At 67.5% G+C, this 12372-nt stretch carries 9 protein-coding genes; 3 read left to right on the top strand and 6 right to left on the bottom strand.

Going from position 1 to position 12372, the window contains the following annotated elements; all coding sequences use genetic code 11:
* Positions 1–42 precede the first annotated feature (42 nt).
* On the top strand, positions 43–393 hold the full coding sequence (locus tag V7787_RS36915; RefSeq protein ID WP_336092529.1) for a GFA family protein: 351 nt from the start codon (positions 43–45) through the stop codon (positions 391–393).
* Positions 394–439: 46 nt separating this feature from the next.
* On the opposite strand, the gene V7787_RS36910 is transcribed toward V7787_RS36915, so the two are convergent.
* The 5 genes from V7787_RS36910 to V7787_RS36890 all read right to left on the bottom strand — a co-directional run bounded on the left by V7787_RS36910 (position 440) and on the right by V7787_RS36890 (position 6615).
* A complete protein-coding gene (locus V7787_RS36910) occupies positions 440–694 on the bottom strand; it encodes a hypothetical protein (RefSeq protein WP_336092526.1) in 255 nt (84 codons plus the stop codon).
* Positions 678–3029 (bottom strand): FdhF/YdeP family oxidoreductase, encoded by a 2352-nt coding sequence (locus tag V7787_RS36905; protein ID WP_336092524.1) that lies wholly within the window; start codon positions 3027–3029, stop codon positions 678–680. Before V7787_RS36905 ends, V7787_RS36910 begins: the two co-directional genes overlap by 17 nt.
* Complete coding sequence (gene fdhD, locus V7787_RS36900; RefSeq protein WP_336092522.1) at positions 3026–3916, bottom strand: formate dehydrogenase accessory sulfurtransferase FdhD; 891 nt, start codon at positions 3914–3916, stop codon at positions 3026–3028. Before fdhD ends, V7787_RS36905 begins: the two co-directional genes overlap by 4 nt.
* A 46-nt stretch (positions 3917–3962) precedes the next feature.
* The gene (locus V7787_RS36895; RefSeq protein WP_336092519.1) at positions 3963–5645 is read right to left on the bottom strand and encodes an OFA family MFS transporter; all 1683 of its coding nucleotides are present in this window, start codon (positions 5643–5645) and stop codon (positions 3963–3965) included.
* Between the two features lie 271 nt (positions 5646–5916).
* A complete protein-coding gene (locus V7787_RS36890) occupies positions 5917–6615 on the bottom strand; it encodes a hypothetical protein (protein WP_336092516.1) in 699 nt (232 codons plus the stop codon).
* A 33-nt stretch (positions 6616–6648) separates the two neighbouring features.
* Between V7787_RS36890 and V7787_RS36885 the strand changes: the two genes are divergently transcribed.
* Both V7787_RS36885 and V7787_RS36880 read left to right on the top strand, forming a co-directional pair.
* Positions 6649–7734, top strand: a complete 1086-nt coding sequence (locus V7787_RS36885; RefSeq protein WP_336092514.1) for a substrate-binding domain-containing protein — start codon at positions 6649–6651, stop codon at positions 7732–7734.
* A gap of 474 nt (positions 7735–8208) precedes the next feature.
* Positions 8209–9954, top strand: coding sequence for a ricin-type beta-trefoil lectin domain protein (locus V7787_RS36880; protein ID WP_336092511.1), 1746 nt, complete (start codon positions 8209–8211; stop codon positions 9952–9954).
* Between the two features lie 126 nt (positions 9955–10080).
* Here the strand turns inward: V7787_RS36880 and V7787_RS36875 are convergent, their stop codons facing one another.
* Positions 10081–11922 carry a DUF885 domain-containing protein gene (locus V7787_RS36875; RefSeq protein WP_336092509.1) on the bottom strand — a complete coding sequence of 614 codons (1842 nt, stop codon included), beginning with the start codon at positions 11920–11922 and terminating at the stop codon, positions 10081–10083.
* Between the last annotated feature and the right edge of the window lie 450 nt (positions 11923–12372).

Raw genomic sequence — 12372 nt, 5'->3', positions numbered from 1 at the left:
GCGGCGTTATTCTCGCGTCTTCATCGGGACGGGAGCATGCGCATGACCACGTATACCGGCGGCTGCCATTGCGGCAAGGTCGCTTACCAAGTCGAAGGCGAGATCGATCAGGCGATCGATTGCAATTGTTCGATGTGCCAGCGTCGCGGCGGCTTGCTCTGGTTCGTGCCGCGCAGCGCGTTCGCGCTCAAGGCCGATCCGGCCGACCTGGGCACTTATCACTTCAACAAGCATTCGATCGATCACCACTTCTGCAAGCACTGCGGCATCGCGTCTTTCAGTCAGGGCACGATGCCGGACGGCACCGCGATGACGGCGATCAATATCCGCTGCCTGGAAGGGATCGATCTGGCCTCGATCAAGATCGTGCCGGTGAACGGGCGCGCGTTCTGAGCCCGCGACGATAAGCGTCCGTCGCTCCCGTTCCCGGGAGCGCGGATCAGTCGGAGCGTTCGCCCGTGCGCAGACGCTCGCGACCGCTTTCGGTCAACACCGCCACGCTGCTGTCGCCGTGCGCCTGCACCCGCACCCAGCCGGGTCCGCGGTGCTCGCCGATGGTTTCCTCGCCGATCCAGGCCAACTCGCGCAGCAGCACGCTCATGCGCACGCCCAGCCGCTTGCACAGGCGCGGCAGCGACACGCCGCCGGCTTCGCCGGCGAGCATCGCCAGCAACGGCTCAGTCAACTCGGACAAGGCCGATGTCCCGCGCCGATTGCAGGCCTTGCGCGGCCTGCGGCGCGTGCGGGTGCACGATCACCGGAATCGATTTGGAGGTCGGCGTGCGCGCTTCGTCGGCGAAGCTCGACAGCGGCACCAGCGCATTGGTTTCCGGGTAGTACGCGGCCAGGCAGCCGCGCGGGATGTTGTATTCGACCAGCAAGAAGCGCTTGGCGACGCGCTTGACGCCGTCGTCGCACAGGCTTTCCAGATCGACCCAGTCGCCGGCCTTCATCTCCAGCGCGGCGATGTCCTCGGCGTTGATGAACAACACCCGGCGTTCGCCGAACACGCCGCGGTAGCGGTCGTTCATGCCGTAGATGGTCGTGTTGTATTGGTCGTGCGAACGGGTGGTCGCCAGGGTGAACACCGGCTGCTGGCGCGCGGCGCGGGCGCGGTGCACCGGCAGGTCGGTCGGCACGGCATGGGCCTTGAACAAGGCCTTGCCCTCGCGATTGAGCCAGCGCCGTTCGCCGGCGGCATTGGTCAGGTGGAAGCCGCCGGGCACGCGCACGCGCTGGTTGAAATCGTAGAAGTCGTCGAACACTTCGGCGATCTTGTCGCGGATCCGGTCGTAATCGCCGATCAGCCACAGCCACGGCACCTTGCTGCGCGCGCCGAGGGTGGCGTGGGCCAGGCGCGCGACGATCGCCGGTTCCGACAACAGCATCGGATCGGCCGGCGCGTTGATGCCGGCCGACAGGTGCACCATGCTCATCGAATCCTCGACCGTGACGCCTTGCGCGCCGGCTTCCTGGATGTCGATCTCGGTGCGGCCCAGGCAGGGCAGGATGTAGGCGTCGCGCCCGTGCACCAGATGGCTGCGGTTGAGCTTGGTGGTGACGTGCACGGTGAGATCGCAGCGGCGCAGCGCGCGATGGGTGGCTTCGGTGTCCGGGGTGGCGGTGGCGAAGTTGCCGCCCAGGCCGAAGAAGGTCTTGCAGCGGCCGTCGAGCATGGCTTCGATCGCGCCGACGGTGTCGTGACCGTGCGCGCGCGGCGGTTCGAAACCGAACACGTCGCGCAGCCGGTCCAGAAACGCCGGCGCGGGCTTCTCGTAGATGCCCATGGTGCGGTCGCCCTGGACGTTGCTGTGCCCGCGCACCGGGCACGGGCCGGCGCCGGGGCGGCCGATGTTGCCGCGCAGCAGCATCAGATTGACGATCATCTGGATCGTCGCCACCGAATGCTTGTGCTGGGTGATGCCCATGCCCCAGCAGCAGATCGCGCTGTTGGCATTGAGGTAGATATCGCCGGCGCGTTCGAGTTCGGCCCGCGACAGGCCGGATTCGGCGACGATGGTGTCCCAGGACTCGGCCTCGATCTCGGCGGCGAAATGTTCGAAGCCGCGGGTGTGTTCGGCGATGAAGGCGGTGTCGATGACGCGTTCGCGGCCCTCGCGCCGGGCTTGCGCGTCGGTTTCCAGCACGCGCTTGATCATGCCCTTGACCGCGGCCAGATCGCCGCCGATGCGCAACTGGAAATAATCCGAGGAAATCCGGGTCGAGCCGTTGTGCAGCATCTCCAGCTTGTCCTGCGGATCGGCGAATTTCTCCAGGCCGCGTTCGCGCAGCGGATTGAACGAGACGATCGCGCAGCCGCGCTTGGCCGCCTGACGCAACTCGCCGAGCATGCGCGGGTGGTTGGTGCCCGGGTTCTGGCCGAAGATGAAGATCGCTTCGGTCAGCTCGAAATCGCGCAGTTGCACCGTGCCCTTGCCGATGCCGATCTGCGCCTTCATCGCGGTGCCGGAAGGCTCGTGGCACATGTTGGAGCAGTCGGGGAAGTTGTTGGTGCCGTACTCGCGCACGAACAACTGGTACAGGAACGCGGCCTCGTTGCTGCAACGGCCGGAGGTGTAGAACAAGGCCTGATCGGGCGAGGCCAAGGCGTTCAGATGCGCGCCGATGCGGGCGAAGGCTTCGTCCCAGCTCACCGGCAGGTATTTGTCGCTGGCCGGGTCCCAGCGCATCGGATGGGTCAGCCGGCCCTGGTTTTCCAGCCAGTGATCGCTGTAGCGCGCCAGTTCGGCGACGGTGTACTGGGCGAACAACTCCGGCGTGGCGCGGTGCTTGGTGGCTTCGGCGGCGACGGCCTTGGCGCCGTTTTCGCAGAACTCGAAGGTGGAGGTGTGGTCGCGGTCGGGCCAGGCGCAGCCGGGGCAGTCGAAGCCGTCGGGCTGGTTGGCCGAGAGCAGGGTGCGCGCGCCGTGCACCGGCACGTCCTGTTCCAGCAAATGCTTGGCCACGCTGCGCAGCGCGCCCCAGCCGCCGGCGGGCCCGTCGTAGGGGCGAATGGGATTCTTGCTCATGAGTTGGATTCCATCGCGTCGCGCGCGGCGTCGGGTTCGCCGGCCTGGGTTTCCAGCAAGCGTTGAGAGTGGGTGTACACGGCGTAGCCGTCGTCGCGGGCGAAGCCGATCAGGGTCAGATGGGCGCTCTGGGCCAGGGCGATCGCCAGCGCGGTCGGCGCGGAGATCGCCGCCAGCAGCGGGATGCCGGCGTGCGCGGCTTTCATCGCCATCTCGTAACTGGCGCGGCTGGTGACCACGGCGAAGCCTTGCGCGGGATCGAGCCCGGCCGCGCTGAGCGCGCCGATCAGTTTGTCGAGCGCGTTGTGGCGGCCGACGTCTTCGCGCACCAGCAGCACGCGGCCGTCGGCGTCGGCCCAACCGGCGGCGTGGGTGGCGCCGGTGAGCGCGTTGAGCGGTTGCCGCAGGCGCAACTCGCGCAGCGCGCGTTGCAGGGCGCGCTCGTGCAGCGCTTGGCTATCGGCCACCCGCGGCGGCGGCCGCAACACCGCTTCGATGCTTTCGGTGCCGCACACGCCGCAGCCGCTGCGGCCTTGCAGATTGCGCCGGCGGTGCTCCAGCGCCGCGGCGCGTTCGGCCGGGACGCTCAGCGCGACGGTGATGCCTTCCAGCGAGGTCGAGATGTCCTCGACCCGCAATTCTTCCGCGCCCGCAACGATGCCCTCGCTGAGCGAAAACCCGAGCGCGAAGTCGGCCAGATCCTCGGGCGTGGCCATCATCACCGCGAACGGCGCGCCGTTATAGATCAGCGCGACCGGCACTTCTGCGGCGATCGCATCGACCACCTCGCGGGTGTGCGCGCCGCGATGCCGACGCACCTTGCGCTGCACCGCGCCGGCGCGGTCGGCGTCGGGTTCGGTGTCGGGCAGGGTGCGCGGAATGCTCATGTCGATGGTGGGGCCGCAGCGCGCTGGCGCGCCGCGGCCGATGGCCTCAATGGAACAGCACGAAGGCCTTTTGCAGGGTCACCCACACGCCCCAGGCCAACGGGATACCGACCGCGGCCCAGGCCGCGAGCACCAACGCCGGATTGCCGCCGTGGCCGACCAGGGCCATTTGCTCGGGCGAATACAGCGCTTGGCCGTTGCTGCCGGTCTTCTCGTGGGCGAGGGCTTTTTCGCGCGCCAGTTCTTCCGGCGTCATGAAGTGCTTCTGCGCCACCGGGCGCACCATCAGATTGCACGCCAGGCCCAGCACCAGCATCCCGGCCAGGATATACATGGTGGTGTTGTAGACCTGCGAAGGCGGCATGCCCAGGCCGAGCTGGTAGTCGCGCATGTAGGTCACCACCACCGGGCCGAGGATGCCGGCGGTGGCCCAGGCGGTGAGCAGGCGGCCGTGGATCGCGCCGACCATCTGGGTGCCGAACAGATCGGCCAGATAGGCCGGAATGGTGGCGAAGCCGCCGCCGTACATCGACAGGATCACGCAGAAGATCCCCACGAACACCGCGATGCTGCCGGCGGAGCCGGCGCTGGGCGCGGCGGCGTAGAGGACGAAGCCGAGCACGAAGAACACCACGTAGGTCATCTTGCGGCCGATGAAGTCCGAGGTCGACGCCCAGAAGAACCGCCCGCCGATGTTGAACAGGCTCAGCAGGCCGGTGAAGCCGGCGGCGATGCTGGCGATCAGACCCAGTTGGGTCGGATCCAGCGACTTGATCCCGCCGTCCACGCCGATCAACTTGCCGCCGAAGACTTCCTGCAACATCGGCGAGGCCATGCCGATCACGCCGATGCCGGCGGACACGTTGAGGCACAGCGCGCCCCACAGCAGCCAGAACTGCGGAATGCCCCAGACCTTTTTCACGTGCACGTGCTGGTGGGTGATCATCGCGTTGGTGCTGGCCGGCGGCGGCGTCCAGCCGGCGGGCTTCCAGCCGGTCGGCGGAATCCGGTAGCCGAACGCGCCGGCCATCATGAACACGAAATACAGCGCGGCCATGGTCAGGAAGGTTTCGTACACACCCACCGAGTGCGGCGTGGCGAAGTGCTTCATCAGCGTGTCGGCCAGCGGGCTGCCGATCAGCGCGCCGCCGCCGAAGCCCATGATCGCCATGCCGGTGGCCATGCCGCGGCGGTCGGGAAACCATTTGATCAAGGTCGACACCGGCGAGATGTAGCCCAGCCCCAGGCCGATGCCGCCGATCACGCCCGAGCCCAGCCACAGCATCCAGATCTGATGGGTCTTGATCCCGATCGCCGAGATCACCAGGCCGCCGCACCAGCACAGCGCAGAGACCACGCCGGCCTTGCGCGGACCGGCGCGTTCCAGCCAGCCGCCCCAGATCGCCGCCGAGCAACCCAGCAGGACGAAGAACAAGGTGTACATCCAGCCCAGCTCGCTGACTTTCCAGTCGCAGCCGGTGGCGAACACACGGGCGAGAAAGCCCATGTCCTTGGCGCATTCCAGCGGTTGATCGATGCCGATGGCCTTGGACAACGGCAGCCAGAACACGCTGAAGCCGTAGGCCATGCCGATACACAAATGGATCGCCAACGCGGCCGGAGGCACCAGCCAGCGGTTGAAACCCGGTTTGGCGACGATCCGTTCCTTCGCCAACAACCCCTCTGCCGCCGTTTGCGGTGCTGCGACCACTGCGCTCTCACTGGACATGCCTGGACCCCTCCGATAGTGCGGCTTGCGGGTTGTACCTAAATATGTACTTCAGGACATACGTGCCGGATTGCGGCACGGGGGGGATGGTCCAGAAGCGCCAGCGAGGCTAACTCAGCTGGGGTGTGGCGTATATCACCGGGTAGTCTAATAATCGGCTATGGACAGCCTATTATCTGTGCGGGTGTTTCAGGTTCGCTGCTGGCGCGGCGGCGGCTGGGGCGAGGTCCGACGGGGCGTGTCGGAACCGTTGCCGTCATCGCCGCGGCCCTCATTGCTCGCCGTCGTCGGGCATCAACAGCACCAGCGGCTTGCAGCGGCGATCGCGGCAACCCCATTGGCGCACGGTCTCGCCGCGGCGCCAGGTGCCGGTGGCGGCGCCGTTGATCGAAAAATCCCAGGCGCCGTCGGCGGCGGTCAGTTGGCCGCGGATCGAACACGGCAACCAATAGAAATCGTGGCCCACGCCTTGCCCGTCGGCGGTCGGGTATTGCTTAGCCAGGCGGAAGAACCGCGCGGCCTGATCCGGGCGCAGCTTCCAGGTTTTGCATTCGTTGGCGACCGGGACGTTGTTGGGATCGGACAGCGCGTCCGGATCCATCGCCGCCGCCTCGATGCGGACGATGCGGATGTCGCCGTGCGCCGAGTCGCGCGCGGCGCCGCCGGCGCAGGACGCCAGCATCGTCGCCGCGGCGAGCGCGCACAGTAAACGCAGAGAAACGCCCATGGACCGATCATCCTTGCTGTTGTCGTGTTCGAAGCGGTGGCGCGCCAGGACGATAGCCGAACGCGCGGGCGCGTGCCGGCGGCATCGGCGCATCCTCGCGCGTGCGATCCGGTCGGGCGAGCGGATCGGCCCGCCATCATTGCCAAGATCGCTGCGCGCTGTACGGCAACAAGTCTCAAGTCGATATCGCCGATCGCGCAACGCATCGATCCGATCGGCGTTCGCATCGCCCGCCGCCGCCATGCAACGTCCGTGCGGATGCCTTAAGGAGTCGTCATGTTCAAAGTGCTGATCCAACCCAAGTGGACGCTGCGCGCCGCCGACGGCCAGCCGTTGCCGCCCAAGCTGATCGAGTTGCTGCTGGGCGTGCACGCGACCGGTTCGCTGGCCGCGGCCTGCCGCGAGCTGGACCTGTCGTACCGCTACGCCTGGGGCGTGCTGCAGTCCTCGCGCGCGCTGTTCGGCGCGCCGCTGATGCGCACCACCCGCGGCCGCGGCGCCAAGCTCACCGCACTCGGCGAACGATTGGTCTGGGCCGACCAGCGCATCGCCGCGCGGCTGGCGCCGACCCTGGACAGTCTGGCCTCGGAGGTCGAAGTGGAACTCGGCCGGGTGCTCAGCGCCCAGGCCGCGCCGCCGCGGCTGCACGCGGCGCACGGGTTCGCGGTGGAAACCCTGCGCCGGTTTCTCGACGACGCCGGCATCGCGGTGGATCTGAAGTACCGCAGCCCCGGCGAAGCGCTGGCGGCGCTGCGTTCGGGCGATTGCGACCTGGCCGGCGTGCACCTGCCGATCGGCGAATTCGAAAGCGACATCCTGCGCCACTACGCCGACCGGATCGATCCGCTCGGCGACCGCGCCTTGCATCTGGCCACCCGGCGGATCGGTCTGATCGTCGCGCCGGGCAATCCCAAGCGGATTCGCGCGCTGTCCGATCTGCTGCGCGAGGACGTGCGTTTCATCCATCGCCAGCCCGGTTCCGGGGCACGGCTATTGCTTGAGCGGATGTTGGCCAAGCAGGGGCATTCGATCCGCGATATCCGCGGCTGCGGTATCGACGAACTCACCCATGCCGCGGTTGCGGCGTATGTCGCCAGCGGGATGGCCGATGTCGGCTTCGGCCTGGAGACTCCGGCGCGGCGCTATGGCCAGGAGTTTTTGCCGATCGCCTCGGAGCACTACTTCTTTCTGGTGCGCGAGCAGACGCTGGCGGCGCCGGGCTTGGGCGAGGTGTTGGCGATCCTGCGCAGCGAGCGGTTCAAACGGGAACTGGGCTTGCTGCCGGGGTACGACGCGGATCGCTGTGGGGCGGTGGAGGATTTGTTCGAGGCGTTTCCTTCCGCGCGCGGGGTGTTTGGGTAAGAGGGCGGCCTTTCGCCGCGGATGTCGCGTCGATGTAGCCGATGCGAGCGGATACCGGGCCACTCGCCGAAGCGGCCGTTCCCGCACGCGCACTTTTCATCGCGCGCATGACGACGCGTTCCGCCGAACTTTGCGCGGCTGCGCCATCGCCGCGTGGCGGATGTCACGTTAACGCCGAATCGATTTGGTTCGCTCAGCGACGACGCGTCGATTGCGTCGCAGTTCGCAACCGCGGCAGCGCATTCGCGAACGCAGATGCATCGAACAGCCGCATCGGATCGATTCGGGATGATGGCTGTCACCTCGGCCGCGTTCTGTGCATTCAGTGCGCGAGTCCGCGGTTGCCTCGCTGCTAGCGTTCGCCACGGAGCCAAGCCGCGATAGCCGCGCCAAGCGCTCCGCGCTGTTCGCGCAAGCGGCGATCGGCGCGGGATCGCGGCGCTCCCTCGCCACCTCCCTCAACGAGCACATTCCATGACTGATCGTCTGACTTCGCGCGCGATGCCCGCCGCGCTGGCCATCGCCTTGGCCGCCGCGTCGATTCCACAGCTCGCACTGGCCGCGCCTTCCGCGCCGACCGGCTTGCAGGCCTACACCGGCGGCGGCAGCACCGCCTTGCGCTGGATTCCCAGCGCCAGCGGCGGGCCGGTCGCGCGTTACGACATCTTCCGCAACGGCGTCAAAGTCGGCACGGTCGTGCCGGGTTTTCACGCGGACTTTCCCGAGAAGAACGGCAACGGCTACATCGACGCCAACGTGGCCGCCGGCCAGAACTACAGCTATCAGGTGCAGGCCGTCGACGGCGCCGGCGCGCCGTCGCCGCTGAGCGCGGCCTTGGCGGTTGCGTATCCGACCGCGGGCACGCCGATTCCCAACATCACCCTGGACTACTCGCAGGCCACCGACCTGCAGGCGTGGATGCAGGGCACGGTGCTGCCGTTCGTGAAGAGCTGGTATCCCAAGATCTCCGACCAAATCGCCTTCCCCGACTACGCACCGCCGCCGGCGTACACGATCAAGATCGACCCGGCCTATACCGGCGTGGCCTACGTCAGCGGCACCACGATGGTGGTGAGCGCGGACTACGCGCGCAAGAACCCCAACGATCTGGGCATGTTCCTGCACGAATCGACCCACGTCGCCCAGCAACACAAACGCGGCGACTGGATCACCGAAGGCATGGCCGACTGGGCGCGCGAATTCGTCCTGCACGACCGCGATCCGATCGCGTTGCCGGTCGGCAAGACCTATCTGTCGGGTTACAGCGAAGGCTCGTACTTCCTCGCCTGGATTTCCCGGCAGTACAACCTTCCCGATTTCGTGCGCATGCTCAACATCGCCAAGCACGAGGGCGGGCAGATCGACGACGACATCGACGGCGCGTTCGTGTCGTTGACCGGCAAGACCCCGAACCAGCTGTGGCGCGAGATGACCGGCGCGCCGGTCGCGGGCGTGGCCCTGAACTTCCCGGGCATCGCCGGGCGCTGCGTCGGCAGCCGCGCCGGCCGGGTCGAGTTGCGCGCCTGCGATGAAAACGCCAGCGGCCAGCAATGGACCTTCGCCCGCATCGGGGATCAGACCTTGAACCTCAAGATCGGCGGCCAATGCTTGGACATCGTTTCCAGCGGCACCGCCAACGGTTCAAAAGTGCAGTTGTGGTCGTGCAACAACACCGGCGCGCAGAAGTGGCAGTCGCTGGGCAACGGCAGCTACCGCAATCCGCAGGCGGGACGTTGCCTGGACGTGCCCAACGGAACCAATGCGATCGGCACCCAGTTGCAGATCTGGGATTGCAACGCCAGCGCGGCGCAGGTGATCGCGCCGGTGGCGGGGCGGCCGATCGCGTTCGCGGGATTGGCCGGCTATTGCGTCGGCAACCGCAGCGGCCGTCAGGCCGAGATCCAGGCCTGTGTGGACGGCGCCAGCGACCAGCAGTGGAGCGTGGCCAATAACACCGATTCGACGTTCTCGCTGAAGATCGCCGGCGGCGCGGAATGCCTGGACATTTCCTCCAGCGGCACCGCCAACGGCTCCAAGGTGCAGTTGTGGGCTTGCAACGGCACCGGAGCGCAGAAGTGGCAGCACTTCACCGACGGCACCTTGCGCAATCCGCAGTCGGGGCGTTGCCTGGACGTGCCCAATGGCGCGGCGGTGCCGGGGACGCAGTTGCAGATTTGGGATTGCAACGCGGGCAATGGGCAGCGGGTGCGGTTGCCTTGAGGTAGGGGTAGCCCTCACCCCAACCCCTCTCCCGCAAGCGGGAGAGGGGCTCAAGCAGATCTTCCCTTCTCCCGTTTACGGGAGAAGGTGCCCGAAGGGCGGATGAGGGCAGCGCAAGGTCATCCCTCAGCGAATCGGCTCATCCAACATCAACTCACGCACAAACCGCACCGGCGGCGCCCCGTACGACAACACCTGATCGTGATAAGCCTTCAGGTCGAACTTCGGCCCCAGCCGCGCCTCGACCGCCTTGCGCATATCGAAATGCTCCTGCGCGCCGACGAAATACGTCGGCAACTGCGCCGAGGTCAGCTGCGCGCGCACCCACTTGCCGGCGGCTTCGCGTTCCTGCTGGAAGGTCTGCTTGGTCATGAACTCGATCGCCTGCTCGCGGGTCCAGTCGTCCACCTGCACGCCCTGATCGACGATGGCGTTGCCCAGGCTGCGCAAATAGAACTTGAGCTGGACCAGACGGAACAACGGGTCGCTGTCCAGATAACCCGCGTCGGCCATCATGTCCTCGGTATAGACCGCCCAGCCTTCGGCGAACACGCCCGAGCGCAGCACCGCGCGCAGGGTCGAGGGCGCCTTGGCCGAATGCGCGCCTTCCAGGTAGTGGCCGGGCATGGCTTCGTGGATCGACAGCAGATGGATCATGCGCGTGTTGTATTCGCGCAGGAACGAGTCGACCTGGGTTTTGTCCCATTCTTTCGGGATCGGCGAGATCGCGTAGTAGGTGTCCAGGCCCTTGTCGAGCGGGCCCGGCGAATCGCAGTAGGCCAGCGCCACGCCGCGCTGGAATTCCGGCATCAGGATCACCTTGACCGGCGCGTCGGGCACGGTCACCAGATTCTTGGCGCGGGTGAACGCGGTCGCGTCGGCCAGGGTCTGCTTGGCGAACTCGACCACCTTGTCCGGCGGCGCCTTGTCGGCGTAGGCCAACTCCAACGCCGCTTCGATCGCCGCCTGCTGCTGTTCCGGCGTGGGCTTGTCGGGCAGCGCGGGCGCGCCCGGCTTGTCCTTGAGCTGCTGCTGGGCGATCGCGTACATCTCGCCGCGCACGCGCGCCAGTTCGGCCTGCGCGCGCTGCTGGATCTCGGCGCGCGAGAGCGAGGAGTTCAGCGAGAACTTCAGCTTTTCGTCGTACAGGGTCTGGCCGATGCGGAAGTTGCCCTTGGCGTTGGGCACCAGGGTCTCGTCCAGCCACTGCTGCTGTTCGGCCACCGCCTTGCGCAGGCCGGCGACCGCCGCGTCCAGGCGCTTGCGCTCGGCGCCCTTGAGCTGGCCGGCGTTGGGAGTGATGAAGGTGTCGATCAGGCTGAGCACGCCGGCGTTCTGCTTGGCCACGGTCTCGGCGTGGATCTTCGGCACCCGCGCCGGATCGAGGTTGGCGCGGGCCTGGGCGAAGATCTGCGGGATCTTCTCCATGCGCGCGGTCGCCGACTGCAGGCGCTGCGGCATCGGCGCGAACTCGCGCGCCATCAGGTTGTAGATCGCATCGCCGGCCAGGCCGCTGTAGACCAGCGGGTCCCAGGCCCAACTCTGCAACGTCTGGATCGACCACACGTCCGCGCGCAGGCGGTTGCGCAGGATCAGCGCGTCGACCTGGTTCTCGCGCGAGAGCTTGGTGGCGTCGATCTTGTCCAGTTCGGCCAGCATCTGGTTGTTGAAATCGAGCTGGCGCTGGCGGCCGGCCGCGCTGAGGTCGTCGATCTCGCCGTCGTAACGGTGATCGCCGATCTGGGTCGCGGCGATCGGATTGACCGCCATGACCCCGTCGAGCCAGCGCTTGGACAGCGCGGCGAAGGCGGCGTCGACCGCCGGATCGGCGGCGGTGGCGGCGGCCTGGGCGGTCGCGGCGGCGGCGGTTGGGGCGGGCGCTTCTTGCGGCGTGCAGGCGGTCATGGCCAGGGCGAGCAGGGCAGCGGGGAGGGCGAGGACGGGCGAAGTGCGATGCGGCGAACGCATGGGATTTCTCGGTGACGGGGGACGGCCGGGGCCGCTTGGCGCGCAGGATAGGGCATGCGCATGACCGCCGCATGGGTCATTGGTCTGGGCCGATTTACGACGTTTCGCTGGCCGCGCTGGGCCACGTCTCACGTGGCCAAGCCGCTGCCGCAGCCCCTGTAGGAGCGGCGCAAGCCGCGACCGCGGCAATGGATGGCCGGCGTGAGCCCGAGGTCTGAACGCAATCCCGGTTCGAACCGCAGTACGTACCGACGCGATCGCTTTGGGGCCACTGCCGGGGGCGCCGGCGTTTGCTTGGCGCGGTCGCGGCTTGCGCCGCTCCTACAGGGGCTGCGGCGCCATTGCTGCGCATTTGCTGTGGCGGGGGTCCTATTTCGAGGGGCTAGGCGGGGGTGGTTTCATAACCATCCGTCATGCCCTCATGCGGCCGGGCGCCCAGACCGATCTTCG

The sequence above is a fragment of the Pseudomonas sp. CGJS7 genome (assembly GCF_036961695.1).
Note: the sequence above shows the minus strand (reverse complement) of the source record. Positions and strands in the feature narration are given on the sequence as shown.